The 17,527-nt window shown below is 45.8% G+C and carries 18 protein-coding genes and 1 pseudogene; 10 read left to right on the top strand and 9 right to left on the bottom strand.

Annotated features, from left to right (window positions below):
• Nucleotides 1-18: 18 nt before the first annotated feature.
• From HWQ47_RS01770 to HWQ47_RS01725, 10 genes are read left to right on the top strand one after another with little or no spacing between them, the layout of a single operon-like run.
• Entirely contained in the window at nucleotides 19-1,581 is a 1,563-nt protein-coding gene (locus HWQ47_RS01770) for an HAL/PAL/TAL family ammonia-lyase (protein WP_269969495.1), read from the top strand.
• Nucleotides 1,578-2,060 carry an acyl-CoA thioesterase gene (locus HWQ47_RS01765; RefSeq protein ID WP_269969494.1) on the top strand — a complete coding sequence of 161 codons (483 nt, stop codon included), beginning with the start codon at nucleotides 1,578-1,580 and terminating at the stop codon, nucleotides 2,058-2,060. Before HWQ47_RS01770 ends, HWQ47_RS01765 begins: the two co-directional genes overlap by 4 nt.
• Nucleotides 2,057-2,866, top strand: a complete 810-nt coding sequence (locus HWQ47_RS01760; protein ID WP_269969493.1) for an outer membrane lipoprotein carrier protein LolA — start codon at nucleotides 2,057-2,059, stop codon at nucleotides 2,864-2,866. The genes HWQ47_RS01765 and HWQ47_RS01760 overlap by 4 nt, the downstream gene beginning before the upstream one ends.
• Entirely contained in the window at nucleotides 2,856-5,255 is a 2,400-nt protein-coding gene (locus HWQ47_RS01755) for an MMPL family transporter (protein ID WP_269969492.1), read from the top strand. The genes HWQ47_RS01760 and HWQ47_RS01755 overlap by 11 nt, the downstream gene beginning before the upstream one ends.
• A gap of 28 nt (nucleotides 5,256-5,283) precedes the next feature.
• On the top strand, nucleotides 5,284-6,546 hold the full coding sequence (locus tag HWQ47_RS01750) for an NAD(P)/FAD-dependent oxidoreductase (protein ID WP_269971636.1): 1,263 nt from the start codon (nucleotides 5,284-5,286) through the stop codon (nucleotides 6,544-6,546).
• Between the two features lie 17 nt (nucleotides 6,547-6,563).
• Nucleotides 6,564-7,166: a DUF3261 domain-containing protein gene (locus HWQ47_RS01745; protein ID WP_269969491.1), complete on the top strand. Its 603-nt coding sequence runs from the start codon at nucleotides 6,564-6,566 to the stop codon at nucleotides 7,164-7,166.
• 53 nt (nucleotides 7,167-7,219) lie between these two features.
• Nucleotides 7,220-8,413, top strand: coding sequence for a beta-ketoacyl-[acyl-carrier-protein] synthase family protein (locus HWQ47_RS01740; RefSeq protein WP_269969490.1), 1,194 nt, complete (start codon nucleotides 7,220-7,222; stop codon nucleotides 8,411-8,413).
• On the top strand, nucleotides 8,410-8,916 hold the full coding sequence (locus tag HWQ47_RS01735) for a hotdog family protein (RefSeq protein WP_269969489.1): 507 nt from the start codon (nucleotides 8,410-8,412) through the stop codon (nucleotides 8,914-8,916). The genes HWQ47_RS01740 and HWQ47_RS01735 overlap by 4 nt, the downstream gene beginning before the upstream one ends.
• Nucleotides 8,913-9,647: a 3-ketoacyl-ACP reductase FabG2 gene (locus HWQ47_RS01730; RefSeq protein ID WP_269969488.1), complete on the top strand. Its 735-nt coding sequence runs from the start codon at nucleotides 8,913-8,915 to the stop codon at nucleotides 9,645-9,647. Before HWQ47_RS01735 ends, HWQ47_RS01730 begins: the two co-directional genes overlap by 4 nt.
• A gap of 46 nt (nucleotides 9,648-9,693) precedes the next feature.
• A complete protein-coding gene (locus tag HWQ47_RS01725; protein ID WP_269969487.1) occupies nucleotides 9,694-10,926 on the top strand; it encodes a beta-ketoacyl-ACP synthase in 1,233 nt (410 codons plus the stop codon).
• A 125-nt stretch (nucleotides 10,927-11,051) separates the two neighbouring features.
• On the opposite strand, the gene HWQ47_RS01720 is transcribed toward HWQ47_RS01725, so the two are convergent.
• The 9 genes and pseudogenes from HWQ47_RS01720 to HWQ47_RS01680 all read right to left on the bottom strand — a co-directional run bounded on the left by HWQ47_RS01720 (nucleotide 11,052) and on the right by HWQ47_RS01680 (nucleotide 17,446).
• Nucleotides 11,052-12,320, bottom strand: coding sequence for a NupC/NupG family nucleoside CNT transporter (locus HWQ47_RS01720; RefSeq protein WP_269969486.1), 1,269 nt, complete (start codon nucleotides 12,318-12,320; stop codon nucleotides 11,052-11,054).
• 43 nt (nucleotides 12,321-12,363) lie between these two features.
• Entirely contained in the window at nucleotides 12,364-13,146 is a 783-nt protein-coding gene (locus HWQ47_RS01715; RefSeq protein WP_269969485.1) for a 5'-methylthioadenosine/S-adenosylhomocysteine nucleosidase, read from the bottom strand.
• 424 nt (nucleotides 13,147-13,570) lie between these two features.
• Nucleotides 13,571-14,041 (bottom strand): thioesterase domain-containing protein, encoded by a 471-nt coding sequence (locus HWQ47_RS01710; RefSeq protein ID WP_442802077.1) that lies wholly within the window; start codon nucleotides 14,039-14,041, stop codon nucleotides 13,571-13,573.
• A gap of 3 nt (nucleotides 14,042-14,044) precedes the next feature.
• On the bottom strand, nucleotides 14,045-14,482 hold the full coding sequence (gene dtd, locus HWQ47_RS01705) for a D-aminoacyl-tRNA deacylase (protein WP_269969484.1): 438 nt from the start codon (nucleotides 14,480-14,482) through the stop codon (nucleotides 14,045-14,047).
• A 71-nt stretch (nucleotides 14,483-14,553) separates the two neighbouring features.
• Nucleotides 14,554-15,120 (bottom strand): hypothetical protein, encoded by a 567-nt coding sequence (locus HWQ47_RS01700; protein WP_269969483.1) that lies wholly within the window; start codon nucleotides 15,118-15,120, stop codon nucleotides 14,554-14,556.
• Between the two features lie 15 nt (nucleotides 15,121-15,135).
• Entirely contained in the window at nucleotides 15,136-16,086 is a 951-nt protein-coding gene (locus HWQ47_RS01695; RefSeq protein ID WP_269969482.1) for an alpha/beta fold hydrolase, read from the bottom strand.
• Nucleotides 16,083-16,247 carry a hypothetical protein gene (locus tag HWQ47_RS01690; RefSeq protein ID WP_442802078.1) on the bottom strand — a complete coding sequence of 55 codons (165 nt, stop codon included), beginning with the start codon at nucleotides 16,245-16,247 and terminating at the stop codon, nucleotides 16,083-16,085. The genes HWQ47_RS01695 and HWQ47_RS01690 overlap by 4 nt, the downstream gene beginning before the upstream one ends.
• A gap of 35 nt (nucleotides 16,248-16,282) precedes the next feature.
• A pseudogene (locus HWQ47_RS01685) lies at nucleotides 16,283-16,408 on the bottom strand (alpha/beta fold hydrolase); the annotation flags it as partial.
• A 60-nt stretch (nucleotides 16,409-16,468) separates the two neighbouring features.
• Nucleotides 16,469-17,446: a virulence factor BrkB family protein gene (locus HWQ47_RS01680; protein ID WP_269969481.1), complete on the bottom strand. Its 978-nt coding sequence runs from the start codon at nucleotides 17,444-17,446 to the stop codon at nucleotides 16,469-16,471.
• Nucleotides 17,447-17,527: the final 81 nt, after the last annotated feature.

The following is a 17,527-nucleotide window of genomic DNA, read 5'->3' as shown; positions in this document are numbered from 1 at the left end:
GATGGGACAGTTAAATAGATGACTCAGACTAATAAATTAAACCCAGAAGATACGGTTGTTCACTTTGGCCATAGAGCCTTGAGCCTTGAAGATGTGGTAGCAGTAGCCAAAGGCGCCAAAGCTCAACTCAAACAGAGCAGTGACTATCAGGCCTATATTCAGAAAGGGGCTGATTTTATCGACAGTCTGCTAAGTGAAGAGGGGGTTGTCTACGGCGTGACCACAGGTTACGGCGACTCATGCACTGTCACTGTCGGGCTAGATCTGGTCCATGAACTGCCTCTGCATCTCACTCGTTTTCATGGTTGTGGGTTAGGTGAGATATTCTCACCAATGCAAGCCCGTGCCGTCATGGCTTGTCGCTTAAGCTCGCTAGCCGTTGGAAAATCTGGCGTGAGTTATGAGTTGCTGCAGCGGATCGAAAAGTTACTCAATCTGGACATAGTGCCAGTGATCCCAGAGGAAGGTTCTGTCGGTGCCAGTGGCGATCTGACACCACTGTCTTACCTTGCCGCGGTGTTATTAGGTGAGCGTGACGTGTTCTACCAAGGTGTACGCCAACCCACTGCTGATGTGTATGCAAAACTCAATATGACGCCACTTAAGCTACGTCCTAAAGAGGGACTCGCACTGATGAATGGCACTGCGGTTATGACGGCGCTGGCATGCTTAGCCTATGACAGAGCTCAGTATCTGGCTCGACTGGCGAGCCGCATTACCGCCATGGCATCGCTTACTCTTAAAGGCAATTCTAACCACTTTGATGATATTTTGTTTGCTGCTAAGCCCCATCCGGGACAGAACAAAATTGCCGCTTGGATACGTGAAGATCTCAACCATCACGAGCACCCAAGAAACTCCGACAGACTACAAGATAGATATTCAATTCGCTGTGCGCCGCACATTATCGGCGTACTACAAGATGCACTACCATTTATGCGTCAGTTTATCGAAACGGAGCTAAACAGTGCCAACGACAACCCCATTGTCGATGCCGAAGGCGAACACATCCTCCATGGTGGCCACTTCTATGGCGGCCATATCGCATTTGTGATGGATTCGATGAAGAACACCGTCGCCAATATTGCTGATCTTATCGATCGCCAAATGGCATTAGTCATGGATCCTAAGTTTAATAACGGCTTACCTGCCAACCTATCAGGTTCAACAGGGGCTCGACGCACCATCAATCACGGCTTTAAAGCGGTACAGATTGGCGTATCAGCCTGGACCGCCGAAGCCTTAAAAAATACCATGCCGGCCAGCGTATTCTCTCGCTCTACCGAGTGTCATAACCAAGACAAGGTCAGTATGGGCACCATCGCCGCCCGTGACTGCATGCGCGTACTGCAGCTCACCGAACAGGTCGCTGCGGCGGCTCTATTAGCCATGACACAAGGGATTCATCTGCGTATCTTACAAGACGAATTATGCCCATCTTCCCTAACACCTTCTGTGGCTAAAACCTTAGAACAGGTCAAAGCCGATTTTGAATTCCTCACTGAAGATCGAGCTTTAGAAGCAGTATTGAGACAAACAGTAGATAAAATCCAGCAGAGGCAATGGGAAGTCTGTTCATGAAGGCCATTTTGACCACCGAACTCGACATTTTAATCCCCTTTCATGATGTCGACTCCATGGGGATCACTTGGCATGGTAACTATCTCAGATATTTCGAGATGGCGCGCTGCAAACTACTCGACGAGATCAACTATGGCTACCGTGAAATGCTGTCCTCAGGATATTCATGGCCCATCATAGATTTGCAGATAAAATATGTGCAGCCAAGTACCTTTGATCAAAAAATCAAGGTGATTGCCTCTTTGGTTGAATGGGAAAACCGTCTTAAAATCAACTATCAGGTCAGGGATGTCGTCAGTAACCAAAGACTAACTAAAGGTTACACCATACAAGCGGCTGTCGAGATGCCAAACAATGAGATGTGTTTCGTTACGCCGCCGGTTTTCAGAGAGAAAATTGCCCATTTAATCGGTGAGCAGGCGATACTAAACACTGAAGTTAGCGAGGTTCAGCTAGGCGATAAGGATCCAAGTCTATGACATTAATGCCGAAGCTAAACACCATGTTATTCCTAGCTCTGCTTGGCTTACTCAACACTCAGGCTGTACAATCAGCTTCATTTGACGCTCTTTTTGAATCGAAAGCTCTGGTTGAATCGAAAGATGGCAATCAGCAACTTGAAAACCTAACCCAACGTCTTGAACTTGGGGATAGTGCCAGCGGTAAATTCACTCAATATCGACAGCTGAAAGTCCTTAAAAAGCCACTGGTGAGCCAGGGCCTATTTGCTTTCGATACTAAACAAGGACTGATATGGCAACAAACACAGCCATTTTCATCGAGCCTGATACTAAAAGACGACGAGCTGATACAAGTAGACAGCTCTGGTCATCGACAAATGATCAAGGCGAGCGAAAGCCAAGGAGCTGGCGCCTTAGCTGAAACAATGCCGACGTTATTGAAGGCGCTGCTGAGCGGTAATATCAGCGCATTGAATCAACAGTTTACCCTCTATCTTGTACAAAGTTCCCCTGATACATCTGCATCAGATATTGCCAATAGCTGGCAGTTAGGTTTGGTGCCTAAAGATCCCTTAATGCACAAAGTGATCCCACAGATGGTGCTTGAGGGAGATGCGCAACTGACTAGCCTGACGTTGCTCAGCGGTAATGGCGACACGAGTCGAATCGAATTTGAACAGATCAACAGCGAGCCACTTAGTGAAGAGATGCAACAACTGCTCTCTCCACACCCGAGTGTAGATCAAGCTGATAACCCTGAATCTCATCATGCTATACCTAAGCCACTCCTGAAGCATGACCTAAGCAAAAGTTATGATAGATAAGCTTGCCCTTCGACTGAGCCAGTGTTCAGCTAAACTCAAATTCTCTCTTTGGTTACTGCTACTGTGCTCAAGCTTAATCACTGGATTGCAACTCTGGCAAGGCGGCGCCAAAATTCAGAGTGATATTTTGGCCATGCTGCCAAAAATCCAACAAGATCCATTAACCCAAACAGCGCTAAACCGCGTCGAACAAGCGCTATCCAATAGCATCTATCTCGCGCTAGTGGCAGACAATAAAACCCAAGCTATCACCGCCGCTCAAACCTTGATGTCGAGTCTTAACAGTGGCAACCACGTTGCTTTTACCCAGGTAAGAAGTGCCGATATCAATCAAGCCGAGGCGATCAACAGCTACTATTTCGAGCATAGATTCAATCTGCTGAGCCCAGCTCAAGCAAATTTACTTGCATCAAGTAACTTAGATGCATTGATCATGCAGGCACAAGAGCAGCTCTACAATCCATTCGGTTACGCTAACAGCGGCTTAATCGCTAACGATCCCCTGCTGCTTTACCCCACAAATTTGCAGGCAATGGCGCCTAAGCAGACATTAACCGTTCAACAAGGGATCTTACTCGGTAATCATCATGTAGATGGTGCGCTCCCCCAAGATAAAGTCGCCGCCATTGTGATGGCCAAAGGGATCGGTAGTGCGTTTAATCCTAATGCCCAAACATTACAGCTCAGCGCTCTGCAACAGGCAATCGATAAGGTCCATCAGCAAGACCCCAAGGTGGAAATACTCAAAGCTGGCGCTCTGTTTCATGCAAGTGTTGCCACTCAAAGTGCTAAAACTGAAGTCTCGACTTTAGGACTCGCTTCACTTATCGGTGTCAGCTTATTAGTCTGGTTAGCATTTCGCTCAGTGATGCCACTGAGCATCGCGATACTAACCATTAGTACTAGCCTACTCACAGCCATAGTGACGACGCTACTGGTTTTTTCTGAGCTGCATCTACTGACTTTAGTCTTTGGCACCAGTCTTATCGGTATTGCTATCGACTACAGTTTTCACTTCTATTGTGAAAGACTTGCTCAGCCTAAATCCAATGCTACCCAAGTTATCCAACAAATATTCCCAGCTATTACCCTGGCATTAATCACCAGCGTACTGGCTTATTCAGGCATAGGCTTAGCCCCATTCCCTGGCATGCAACAGGTTGCAGTATTTTGTGCAGCTGGCCTTATTGGTGCCTACGTTACCTTGATACTGGCTTACCCGTTATTAGCATCGGGCAAGCTACCTAACCGTGAGAAAACACTGCAACTGGCTGAGCGCTACTTAACCGCTTTAGCTTGTTTTCAGAGTAAGTTAAACCGAAAAACTGGCCTACTCTTACTCATTATACTGACCTTAATCTCAGCAGTAGGGATAAGTCAGCTAACTACAGATGATGATATTCGAAACTTGCAACAGAGCCCCGCTCACCTGCTCAACGAGGAGCAACAGCTTAGAACGATTCTCAGTGGCGGCACCGATAATCAATTCCTGCTAGTCAGAGCGAAAAATGAAGAGTTACTGCTTCAATCACTCGAAGCACTGACACCTGAGCTAAACAAACTGATTGAAAAAGGGATAATGGGTAATGCTTTTAGCCTCAATAGCTACCTTCCCAGCCAGAAAGAACAAGAACAGAACTATCAGCTACAGAGTAAAATCTATCAGCAACTACCCGCAATTTTAGCCAGCCTGGGCCTCGATGAATCACTGCTTGTGCCTCTCGAAAAGGCTTATCAAAAGGCCCGTAGCCAATATATAGATGCAGACTCCTTTATCCATTCAGAAGCAGGAAAACTTTTTGCTCCACTCTGGATTGCACCATCAGAGCAACAAACTGAGTTTGGCTCAATTGTCCTGCTAGGCGGAATCACGGACTTAGGCACGTTGGCCAAACTTTTCCCCCACGGCAGTGATATACAGCTGATCGATAAGGTTGGTGATATCTCAAATATCATGGGGGAATATCGGCAGTTAACCTTAATTTTATTAGCCATAGCCATGGTCATTGCTGCTGTGATATTCAGCACTCGTTTTAGTATTAAACAGGCAACTTTAGTGGTTGCAGTCCCTGCTCTATCAGCCATATTCACTCTGGCACTGCTTGGTATTATGGACTCACCTTTAACCCTTTTCCACGCACTAGCATTGATCCTTGTTTTCGGCATAGGGGTTGACTACAGCCTCTTTTTTGCCGAATCAAAGCAACAGAGTAGAGGCGTAATGATGGCGGTCTTTATGTCCGCTTGCTCGACCATTTTAGCCTTTGGACTACTGGCGTTTAGCAGTACTCCCGCCATACATAATTTTGGACTCACACTTCTATTAGGGATCGTTTTCACCTTTTTACTTTCCCCATTTGTGCAAATTTTCACAAGGACGATTAGGTGATGCAACCTTTCACAAGGAGTATAAAGTGATACAAATACCCTCTGCAACACTGAATGCCCAAACCGATATTGATGTGGTGATCATCGGTGCAGGGCCGTCAGGAAGCATCGCCGCAAGCTTGTTACATCAGCAAGGTAAACGTGTTGTCGTGCTCGAGAAGCAACACTTTCCCCGCTTCTCTATTGGGGAGAGTTTACTTCCCTGCTGTATGCAGCTAATTGAAGAAGCCAATATGCTTGATGCCGTCAATGCTGGTGGATTCCAATTTAAGAATGGCGCCGCATTTCGCTATCAAGATCAATACACTCACTTCGACTTTACCGATAAGTTCACCTCTGGACCGGGAACAACATTTCAGGTTGAACGAGCAAGCTTTGACAAATTACTGGCCGATACAGCCACCGAACAGGGCGTTGAGATCCGTTATGGCCAAGCCGTTGAATCTGTCGATCTCAGCACAACGCCCAAACTCACGGTCAGAGATGAGACAGGGAAGTTATACACAATTGCAGCTAAATACCTATTGGATGCTAGCGGCTTTGGTCGTGTACTGCCTAGATTATTAAACCTTGAAAAACCTTCCAATCTAGCCAATCGCAGTGCGGTGTTTACCCATATACAGGATAATATTGGCGACAAAAAAATTGCTGGTAAACCTTTCGATCGCAATAAGATCCTTGTCAGTGTTCACCCTGAAAATAAAGATATCTGGTATTGGCTAATCCCCCTCAGTGACAATAAATGTTCACTCGGTGTGGTGGGTGAGCCTCACCTTCTGGGCGACACTGATCATAACTTACCAGATCTATTAATGGCGATGGTCAAGCAAGAGCCAAGCTTGAGCTACCTGCTTGCTGACGCCGAGATGCTACGTGATTGCGCCCTGTTGAGTGGTTACTCCGCTAACGTCAGCACCTTAGCGACAGATAAGTTCGCCTTGCTGGGCAATGCTGGTGAGTTTCTTGACCCGGTATTCTCTTCCGGTGTCACCATTGCGATGCAATCAGCTTCTATGGCGGTTAAATGTGTAGTCAGACAACTCAATGGCACTCAGGTTGACTGGGAAAATGAGTATTGTGCTCCCTTAATGCGGGGTGTGAATACGTTCCGTACTTATGTCGAAGCTTGGTATGATGGCCGCTTTCAGGATGTGATCTTCTATCAAGATCCCGATAATAAGATTAAACAGATGATCTGTTCTATCTTGGCGGGTTACGCATGGGATGAAGCGAACCCATTCGTCAATGACTCACAAAAGCGCTTAAATTTAATTGTTGAGCTATGTAAATAATGCAGATGAAGGACAATATGAGTAACCTGAGAGACTTGTATATACAAGCAAAAAAATGGCCAACACTAATTGCACTGTTAATCATATTCACGACAGCTTGTAGTCACACACTTCAGCGGCAAACTTGTGTCGCCTTAGCCAGTGATGTGAGCTACTGCCTAGCCCCTATTCCTGCAGCAGACCAAATTCGATCTATCACTCAGCAAGTATCGATTCAGGTCGATGGAGCTCATCATGAACTCTTAACCCAACTTGAACTGGATAAACTAAACCTAACCCTAGTCGGCTTGGCACCTTTAGGACAGGCACTGTTTACCTTAACCTATGATGGCACTAGCCTCAGCAGCCAACAAAGCATGTTATTAGGGGATGAATTTAAGGCTGAATACCTTCTTGCCCTCATTCAATTAGCCTACTGGCCCGTTGAAGACGTAAATCTTCATTTACAGGGAGCTAGCTTCATTGAGCAAGCCTGTAATGCAGCACAATGTCGAACACTATATGCTAGCGAAACAGAGGACATTATGCAGATAAGCTACGATCAGCAAGATCCATGGCAAGCCGAGATAAACCTAGCGATCCCAAGTGCAAAATTTAAACTTAAGATAACCCCAATTTAAATTCGTTATGCAGATGACTCCTGCGATAACCAGCAAAGTTTGATGAAGATATAATGACAAGAATAGCTATCTCACACATAGGGTTATGTACCCCACTCGGTCAAAGTCCAGCAACTGTACTCGCTAGACTCAATCTCGGCGATACCAGCGCGATGCACCTAAGAGATGACCTGCTCCTCGACGCCTGCACCTTAGTGGGCGAGGTCAGTGAGCCACTTGCTCCACTTCCTACTCCACTGTCGCATTTTGAATCGCGTAATAATCGTCTTCTGTTTTGTGCTGCCAAGCAGATAACGGCGGCGGTAGCTCAAGCTTGTGGCCAATACGGTTCACAGCGTGTTGGTATAGTGATAGGCACTAGTACCTCAGGTATCGCCAGTGGGGAGCAAGCCTTAACGCATAAAGCTGAACAAGGCGAACTCCCCGAGCACTATTACTATTCCCAGCAAGAGCTTGGCAATTCGAGTGATTTTTTAAGGGCGTTATTTAGCACCTCAGGTCCCTGCTATACCGTTTCAACCGCTTGCTCGTCCAGTGCAAAAGTCTTCTCTAGTGCAAGACGACTATTACAAGCGAACCTGTGCGACATGGTCATAGTAGGTGGCAGTGATAGCCTGTGTAAATTAACCCTCAATGGCTTTAGCTCATTGGAATCGGTATCTAAAGGCCACAACCAGCCTTTTAGTGCCAACCGAGACGGCATCAATATTGGCGAAGGCGCCGCGCTGTTTACCTTAGCGCTAGGTGATGCTGAGATCATGCTAGCAGGTATTGGCGAGTCCAGCGACGCCCACCATATCTCGGCGCCACACCCTGAAGGTCGCGGCGCAATATCGGCCATCAAAGCTGCACTCGATGATGCTGGAATAACCCCGCAAGATATCGACTATATCAACCTTCACGGCACCGCTACTCGAAAAAATGATGCCATGGAGAGTCGCGCACTGCAGCAGGTATTCGGTGAGAGTATTCCCCCCTGCAGCTCAACGAAGCCTCTTATTGGTCACACCTTAGGAGCGGCAGGCGCTATTGAAGCAGCATTTTGTTATCTGCTACTGTCATCCTTCAATAAAGAGCAAGCGCTACCGCCACAGATATGGGATCAGCAACAGGATCCTGACGATCCTAGCCTGCCTTTAGTCTCCAAGGGGCAAACCGCTGATATACAATACGTGATGAGCAACTCTTTCGCCTTTGGCGGCAGCAATGCCAGCCTGATATTTTGTCGTGGTAAGATGCCCTTATGACCCAGAGCCAAGAAATGTCTCTGCCAGAACCTTTGTCGCAACTGCCAGTTGCAGAAGTGGTTCCCCATAAAGATCCCATGATCCTTATCGATGAGCTTATCGCTTATAAAACGGATACCTTGATCACCCAAACTAATATCACCACCCTGAGCCCCTATCTCGATGACAAGCTTAACGCTGTGCCAAACTATGTTGGCATCGAATACATGGCTCAGAGTGTTGCAGCGCTTGCTGGCGTCGAAGCAAAATTACGTGGTGATATCATACGCGTCGGTTTTCTGCTTGGAAGCCGAAAACTAAAGATGCATATCCCGTATTATCAGCTGGGTGAAAGCTACCAAACTCACGTCACTCGCCTCTACCAAGAGGAGAGCGGACTGGCCGTCTTTGAGTGTAAAGTATTTCATCACCAGACCTTAGTTGCCGAGGCCAATGTGAATGTATTCCAGCCTCAAGATACCCAGAGTTATATTTCACAGCGCCAGCAGGAAGATAAAAAATGAATGAGCAAAACAAAAGAGTACTGATCACTGGTTCAAGTCGTGGTATTGGCAAAGCAATAGCCTTACAACTTGCTGAAGCAGGTTTCGATATCGCGCTGCATTTTCACCGCAATCACCTTGCCGCAGAGCAAACAAAAGAGGAACTAATCAGTCATGGCGTGCAGGTATCTTGCTTACAGTTTGATATTGCCGAACGTGAGAAGGTAAAAGCTGCCATCGAAGCTGATATCGCCCAACATGGTGCTTATTATGGCGTGATCCTCAATGCTGGCATCAACTGCGATACTGCTTTCCCCGCCATGACTGAAAATGAGTGGGACAGTGTTGTTCACACCAACTTAGATAGTTTTTATAACGTGATCCACCCAACGGTCATGCCGATGATTCAAACCCGTATTGGTGGACGCATCATCACCATGGCTTCTGTGTCTGGCATTGCAGGTAACCGTGGTCAGGTCAATTATAGCGCCTCAAAGGCGGGCATTATTGGGGCGACTAAAGCGCTATCTTTAGAGCTGGCTAAACGTAAAATCACCGTTAACTGTATCGCACCAGGTTTAATCGAAACCGATATGGTGGCTGATATTCCCAAAGAGATGGTGAAAGATTTGGTGCCTATGCGCCGTATGGGCAAACCTTCAGAGATCGCCGGACTGGCTAAGTTTTTAATGTCTGAAGACGCAGCTTATATTACTCGCCAAGTTATCTCGGTAAACGGTGGCATGATCTGATGCAACTTAGACAGATATTTAGGTCATTAAACAGAGAGGTAAACCAATGAGCAGACGTGTAGTTATCACCGGATTCGGCGGAATATCTTGCTTAGGCGATAATTGGGACTCCATTGCAAATAGCCTCAAAGCCCAGAAAAACTTTGTGGTTAGAATGGATGAATGGGACAAGTTTGACGGCTTAAATACCCGCTTAGCCGCGCCTGTCACCGACTTTGAAAAGCCTGCTCATTACTCCCGCAAAAAAGTACGCTCTATGGGCCGAGTATCCCTAATGGCCACACGCGCCAGTGAACTTGCTCTCATGGATGCCAATTTGCTTGACGATCCTGTGATCACGTCTGGCGCCATGGGCATCGCTTATGGCTCCTCCACGGGCAGTACTGATCCGCTTATCGCGTTTGGCGATATGCTAAGAGACGGCGATATGTCCGGCGTGACTGCCACTAGCTATATTCGCATGATGGCACACACCACAGCGGTCAATGTCGGTGTTTTCTTCGGTCTTAAAGGCCGCGTCCACACCACAAGTAGCGCCTGTACTTCTGCGAGCCAAGGCATTGGTTATGCTTATGAAGCGATCAAATATGGTCAACAAGATCTTATGTTAGCCGGTGGTGGAGAAGAGTTATGCCCTACCGAAGCGGTGGTTTTCGACACCTTGTTTGCCACCAGCACCAAGAATGACACACCAAAGCTGACGCCTAGCCCGTTCGATAAAAACCGTGATGGTTTGGTCATAGGTGAAGGGGCTTGCAGCTTAGTGCTTGAAGAGCTCGAACATGCGACAGCCCGTGGCGCAAAAATCTATGCTGAAATCGTTGGATTTGGCACAAATTCAGACGGAATGCATGTCACCCAACCTAATGCCACGACCATGGAAGTCGCTATCAGACTCGCCCTTAAAGATGCCAAGTTACTCCCAGATGCCATCGGCTATGTCAGTGCTCACGGTACGGCAACAGATCGCGGCGATATCGCAGAGACCCAAGCCACTAATGCCGTCTTTGGCCCCAATATGCCAATCTCATCACTGAAGAGTTATACCGGGCACACCTTAGGTGCCTGTGGCTCGCTGGAAGCTTGGTGCACTGTTGAGATGATGAATGCAGGCTGGTTTGCCCCAAGCCTAAACTTGACTGACATCGATCCTGAATGTGGTGAGCTCGATTACATCAAAGGCGAGATACGTCATATTGAGACCGACTATGTCATGAGCAATAACTTTGCTTTTGGTGGTATCAATACTTCGCTGATTTTTAAACGTTGGTCTGAATAGGCTCTATCCACGATAAGCAAAGAGCCTGTTTATTTAAAATAAACAGGCTCTAACGATATGGGGGAAATCGGCACTAACCTCAGATCGGATTAACAGTTCTGAGGCTATTTACCTAGGTAAGCTTGCTATCCGATACTCATAAACAGACCTGCGATCGTTGCCGCCATAAGGTTGGACAGTACACCGGCAAGCAAGGCTTTAAAACCCAGAGAAGCGATTTCAGAGCGACGCTCAGGAACCAAGCCTCCAATACCTGCAATCGCAATTGCGACGGTACCAAAATTGGCAAAACCACATAGGGCGAAAGACAAGATCACCTGAGTACGCTCAGACATTGGCAGACCCGTCGCCGCAACAATGGACTCACCAGTCAGGTAAGGTGCCAGATTGATGTAAGCAAAGAACTCGTTGATGACAATCTTCTGACCAATAAAAGAGCCAGCTAACATCGCTTCGTCCCAGGAAACACCCATCAACCAGGCTACAGGGGCAAACATATAGCCTAGAATCATTTGAAGACTTAGATCCTCAATACCAAACCAACTGCCTACTCCGCCCATCATACCGTTCAACAGAGCAACCAAACTGACAAATGAGAACAGCATAGCACCGACAGCCAGCGCCAAATAAAGACCGCTCATTGTTCCTTCTGTTGCAGCGTCGATAATGTTGCTTGGCTTAGTTTCTTCGATGATGGCGAGGTTGTCGTCACATACAGGCTCAGTTTGTGGAATGAGTAACTTGGCAAACAGCAAGCCACCAGGCGCTGCCATAAAAGAGGCGGCCAACAGGTATTCCATCTTGATACCCAACTGCGCATAACCTACCAGCATCGTCCCGGCAATGGATGCCAAACCACCACACATCACCGCAAACAGTTCTGCGCGAGTCATATTCGGGATATATGGCTTAATCAGCAATGGCGCTTCGGTAATACCCAAAAATATATTGGCGCTGGCAGACATGGATTCTGCTTTACTGGTCTTTAGTAGTTTTTGAAGTGCTCCGCCCACCCATTTAATCATCCATTGCATCACTCCTAGGTAGTAGAGCACGGCAGACAAGGCAGAGAAAAATACAATAATCGGCAGCACTCGCAGCGCAATAACAAATCCACCCGCCCCGAATAATTCATACATTTTGTCGCTGACTAGGCCACCGAACATAAACGACATGCCGTCGTTACTGTAGCCGATGACAGTAGAAACACTCCCCGCCATACTAAGAATAATGGCTTGTCCAACAGATGAGTACATGACAAACGCACCCAAGGTTAATTGCAGCAAAAAGGCCAAGCCTACTGTTCTATAATTGATTGCTTTACGGTTTTCCGATGCCAGAAAAGCCACGGCAAGTAAGGCAATAATGCCTATGATACTGATTAAAGTTTGCATTGATTTTATCTACATTTACGAGGGAATTTAAAATTGCCAATAATTACAAATTTTTAATTAAGGCGTTAATGACATTCAAAACATAGCACTGACAATCAATAGCAGTTTGTGGTTCAAAGTCCTGCCCATGTTGATCAGTATTTGACAGTACCCGAATGCTGACAAAAGGGACTTTGTAGGCTTCGGCCACCATTGCAGCGGCAGAAGTTTCCATCTCTTCAATGGCGGTGTTAAAAGTATTATGGAACCAGTTAATCCGGTCTAGCTCACGGTTCCATTCGTCACCGGTACCAATCACACCTGTCACAACTTGGCCCTTGGTGTAGCTGCCGGACAAAGACATGGCAAGCTGCACCAAAGCGGGATCGGCTTTGAAATGATTATGCTTAATAACCTCACCGTTATCGCGCAGATACATGGTCATATCGAAGTTCTGCCATGTAGTCGGGTGAATGCCCTTACCCTTTTCAGTGTACTCAGTCTTATATGAACCCATATTGAAACTGGTTTCACCAATCACAATATCACCACGAAACAGCTTTGGATCATGACCACCTGCAGTGCCTTGGTTGATAATAAACTTCGGCTTATAGTGCTCAATACCCAGAGTGGTTGCTGCTGCAGCATTGGCTAAACCTATTTCGGTACGAGACACCACAACAGGGTAACCGTTAATTTGGCCTTCCCAAAAAGTCCATGACCCAAACGTTTTCTCTACCACGTTATCGAGAGCTTCAACAAGGGCTTCTATTTCTACATCCATCGCACCTTGAACTAGAACTGGATTTTGTTTATTGGCGGGCGAAATTTGATCATGATGTGGCATAAGAATTAATTCAAAACTGAAAGTGCGGGGATATTATCAGCGACCAACAATGGGAACAACGGTATATTATGTGCGTAACTTGTTTCCATAAATAGCATTTTATGCGCTAAAAACTTTAACTAAATTATATACTCACTAGGTTAGCTGTTGTTTTGAAATGACTTTGATTTTCATTATTTGTTATATGAGGTTGTGGTAATTTAACAACGGTTACTTTACAAAACACAGTGTTCAGGAAAGCGTGCTATTAAAGACACCTATGAGCCATATTTCACTATAAACCTAATGGTTCATCAAATGATGCCCCCCGCTCAACTTAGCCGTATTGGCCAATTTTCAATCAGAGTAAGCTCAATAGTTTTAGTTCGCAGGCTTACTTATATATACCCAAGTTACTTGGAAATGCAGGATTCAGTGGGAATTCTCAGGTAGTTTGGGTATATAACCCTGTAAATGTCGCGCAAAGCTTATCGTCACAATAAAGGTTAACTTCAAGCTTAACCTTCAATCGACGACCTCGACCCAGTGTTGAAATATCAACATCGGGCCAAGTCACTTTGGCAATAGGTGTCGCTGAAATAGGGGCTAAATAACGGATGTGGCCATCGGCTAACACTATGCCCCCCTTCACTTCTGCCAGAATTTGTTGCAACCAAACCATGCCCCAGCCCGTCAGGGTTGCTAGCGTATAAATACTGCCGGCAAACATGGTGTTGTGGAGGTTGATATTGGGGGCTAAGGGAGCTGAAACCTGCAACTCGGTCCTGTTAAAAGCAGTAGGCGTTATCTGCATAAACTCACTCACAGGGATAGTTTGATGCCAAGTTTGTTGCAGTTCTTTAAGCAGACTCTTTATCTGCTTATCCGTTCCTGTAGCCTTATCCAATGAAGTCACCCATTACACCTGTAGGTTAAAGGTCACTGGCCCATCATTGACTAGGCTCACTTGCATGTCGGCGGCAAACTCCCCAGTCTCAGTAGTCACCCCTTTTGACTGACAAAAAGCGATAAATGCTTCATATAAGGTCTTTGCCTGCTCAGGAGTACCAGCACCAGAGAAGCTCGGTCTCAATCCACGGCCAGTATCAGCAGCCAAGGTAAACTGAGAAACTACTAACAGCGAGCCGCCAGCCTGCTGAAGATTGAGATTCATTTTGCCATTCTCATCACTGAAAATACGGTAATTCATCACCTTAGTGGCCAGTTTTTCCATCTTGGCTAAATCATCATCCCGTTCGACACCCAGCAATACCAGCAACCCTTTGTCAATTGCACCAATAGTAATGCCATTTACATCGACTTTAGCTTGAGTAACTCGTTGAATTAGGGCTATCACTTAACTATTTTCTCCAAAAAAATGGGGGACTACGAAAATTCAGGAATTTATATCCGTTACAAAGAATGTGCTTACTGCCCTGTTGCTTGCATTATGGGGATCGGCTTAATCATCTCTTCGGCACCTTTTGGTAGAGAGTAACCCACTTGACGTAAACCTTCGTCTGTCCACAACATAAATCTGCGGATCTCTTCAAGCTCAATAATATCAACAAAAGTAGCAGCACCTTGTACCTGGATCACCGCACCATTTTCACGCAAAATAAACTTAGCAAAATTAAGCTTATGGTTGAGACCACCAATAAGTATGAGCAGATCTTTACTGCCCACCAACTTAGGATGTACCGCATAAAAACGGTTCATCAAGATACGGTCGATACCATCAGGATTGATACTTGGTTGAAGTAAGAATTGATTATCACCAAACAACACTGCAATGCGATCTGTTCCTGACATTTTAGCTAAGTAGTTGTTTTTTACCAAGGCTTGATAGAGCTTTTTGGTCGCATCAGCATTTGTGACTCCACCTAACGTCACTCGCTCAGGTGCTAAACCTACACTTGCCTCTTGCTCACTATTTTCAGTCGCAGCACAAGCACAAAGAGAGGTGAGCATTCCTGCAATAGTAAGTTTCTTCATTTTATTCACATTCCTTTATCTTACGTGTTTGATATTACATGCCATTTCTCGTACGGCAAAGACGACCTCTTCAAACATCCTATCATTGGCTAACCCGTGATACCCACCTTTAATCACTGAATAATGGATCTGCTCAGTAGCATATTGTGAGAGAAATTTCTCTCCTATCATGACAGGACAAACCCAATCCATCTCACCTTGTAAAATAACCGTTTTAGCTGTGATTTTATTAGCGTTTACACACATAAGTTGATATGAATTAAAATACTGGTGGGAAGCAAAGTGTAACTCGATTTGAGCTAGGCTTTTCCCAAAATGAAGCCCGATGTCAGGCAATTTAGTACTGGGTAATGACAAGGCTAACTCCCAACTTAGCCAGTGATAAACATAGGCATTATGGGTGTCAATGTCAGGATCATCTAGCCCCTTTCGATAACCCACAAAGAAGGTATCTAAACAGGGAGTAAAATCTTGTAAGGAAGTAAACGCTAAGTACTCTTGAGGAAATAAGTTGGCTGCACCATTAGCGCCGTATAGCCAAGTCACAGCCTCATCACTAGGCACGAATAATCCCCACAAAACTTGTGACATCACTCTATGGGGAAATAAACCACTGTAGATAAACCCTAAGGTGGCGCCATATGAACCACCAACCACACACCAACTGTCGATATTGAGTTGAACTCGCACCGCTTCGATATCATCGAGTAGTGCCTGCAGATTGTTATGCCTTAGATCTCCTTTAGGGGTCGAACGACCTGAACCTCTCTGATCTAACATCAAAATACGATAGCTATGCTTATCAAACAACTTCAGATCTTCTGCCACACAACCGCCACCGGGTCCGCCATGAAGATATAACAACGGGATTCCATCAGGGTTACCATATTGCACCAAATGAAGCTCATGCCCATCACCAACATCTAACCAATCTCTACGAAGAAATACAGGAAGCTCATGACTCATCTATCGAATACCTCCCCACACAACCACTCCCACACGGGTCCGCCATGAAGATATAACAACGGGATCCCATCAGGGTTACCACATTGCACCAAATGAAGCTCGTGCCCATCACCAACATCTAACCAATCTCTACGAAGAAATACAGGAAGCTCATGACTCATCTATCGAATACCTCCCCACACAACCACTCCCACACGGGTCCGCCATGAAGATATAACAACGGGATCCCATCAGGGTTACCATATTGCACCAAATGAAGCTCGTACCCATCACCAACATCTAACCAATCTCTACGAAGAAATACAGGAAGCTCATGACTCATCTATCGAACATCTCCCCACACAACCACTCCCGACACGGGTCCGCCATGAAGAACAGCGACTCATCTATCCGGCGCCTTCTCTGTCGACTCCTGCGGTGGCTCAGTGATGGAAAAGCTCATATGAGGCAGATCAGTGACGTCTAAGTTTTGTACAAGTTTCCTGTCACTATTTATCTGTTTACTGTTCATCTGTTCACTACCTAAGAATTCAGGCAGAGACGCGGTGATCACGGCACCAAATAAGACGATTATCCAAGATAAATATACCCATAGAAACAAAATTGGAATAGTCGCCATGGCACCATAAATAGCTTCATAAGTTGGAAATTTTGTCAGATAAAAAGCAAACCCTTTCTTACCAAACTCAAACATAAGCGCCGCCATTATGGCACCTATTAATGCATGGAAAAACTTAACTTTAGTATTTGGCACCACCATATAGATCAACAAAAAGGTGGCCACAGAGAAGAACAGAGGCAGACGTTCAACCACCATGGATACTAATCCTGAAAGTTCACCACTATTAAAAACCTTAAACGACACCACATAAGAAGTCGCGACCAAGCTCGCCCCCATCAATACGGGTCCTAACGTTAATACCATCCAATACATAGAGAGCGACACTGCCAAAGAGCGCTTCTTTTTGGTACGCCAAATGCTATTGATTGATTTGTCGATACTGGAGATCAACATAATGGCCACCACCATCAAAGCTGCGATACCCACCGCGGTCCCTTTTGAGGCATTGTTAACAAACTCATTGATATAAATTTGAACACTCTCACCCGCTGAAGGCACGAAGTTACCGTAAATAAACCCCTCAACTTGCCCTCTAATCCCTTTAAAAACAGGAAAAGCTGACAACATAGACATGGTCACAGCAATCATCGGCACTAATGACAACAGCGTCACGTAAGCCAAGTGACCAGCACGAATATTAATCTGATCTTCCGCTAATCGATGCTTTAGATGTATCATGAAGTGCCAGATACTTAGCATTAATGTTTGAAACTGGGTCAAACTGAACTTTATTTTCACAGCGCTCTCGATTAAATAATTAGAGTATTGGCGTTAAATGTGTATCCTCGTACAATAAAGCTTATAACCTAAGATATACAA

It is taken from the genome of Shewanella sp. MTB7 (assembly GCF_027571385.1).
GTDB lineage: Bacteria > Pseudomonadota > Gammaproteobacteria > Enterobacterales > Shewanellaceae > Shewanella.
The sequence above is the reverse complement of the archived record's forward strand: the minus strand, read 5'-3'. Positions and strand labels throughout refer to the sequence as shown.

Excerpts from the sequence above, each read along its gene's own strand:
- HWQ47_RS01690 (WP_442802078.1), bottom strand. The coding sequence starts at position 16,247 with ATGAGTCATGAGCTTCCTGTATTTCTTCGTAGAGATTGGTTAGATGTT.
- HWQ47_RS01765 (WP_269969494.1), top strand. The coding sequence starts at position 1,578 with ATGAAGGCCATTTTGACCACCGAACTCGACATTTTAATCCCCTTTCAT.
- HWQ47_RS01695 (WP_269969482.1), bottom strand. The coding sequence starts at position 16,086 with ATGAGTCATGAGCTTCCTGTATTTCTTCGTAGAGATTGGTTAGATGTT.
- HWQ47_RS01760 (WP_269969493.1), top strand. The coding sequence starts at position 2,057 with ATGACATTAATGCCGAAGCTAAACACCATGTTATTCCTAGCTCTGCTT.
- HWQ47_RS01720 (WP_269969486.1), bottom strand. The coding sequence starts at position 12,320 with ATGCAAACTTTAATCAGTATCATAGGCATTATTGCCTTACTTGCCGTG.
- HWQ47_RS01700 (WP_269969483.1), bottom strand. The coding sequence starts at position 15,120 with ATGAAGAAACTTACTATTGCAGGAATGCTCACCTCTCTTTGTGCTTGT.
- HWQ47_RS01770 (WP_269969495.1), top strand. The coding sequence starts at position 19 with ATGACTCAGACTAATAAATTAAACCCAGAAGATACGGTTGTTCACTTT.
- HWQ47_RS01715 (WP_269969485.1), bottom strand. The coding sequence starts at position 13,146 with ATGCCACATCATGATCAAATTTCGCCCGCCAATAAACAAAATCCAGTT.
- HWQ47_RS01755 (WP_269969492.1), top strand. The coding sequence starts at position 2,856 with ATGATAGATAAGCTTGCCCTTCGACTGAGCCAGTGTTCAGCTAAACTC.
- HWQ47_RS01740 (WP_269969490.1), top strand. The coding sequence starts at position 7,220 with ATGACAAGAATAGCTATCTCACACATAGGGTTATGTACCCCACTCGGT.
- HWQ47_RS01735 (WP_269969489.1), top strand. The coding sequence starts at position 8,410 with ATGACCCAGAGCCAAGAAATGTCTCTGCCAGAACCTTTGTCGCAACTG.
- HWQ47_RS01745 (WP_269969491.1), top strand. The coding sequence starts at position 6,564 with ATGAGTAACCTGAGAGACTTGTATATACAAGCAAAAAAATGGCCAACA.
- HWQ47_RS01730 (WP_269969488.1), top strand. The coding sequence starts at position 8,913 with ATGAATGAGCAAAACAAAAGAGTACTGATCACTGGTTCAAGTCGTGGT.
- HWQ47_RS01725 (WP_269969487.1), top strand. The coding sequence starts at position 9,694 with ATGAGCAGACGTGTAGTTATCACCGGATTCGGCGGAATATCTTGCTTA.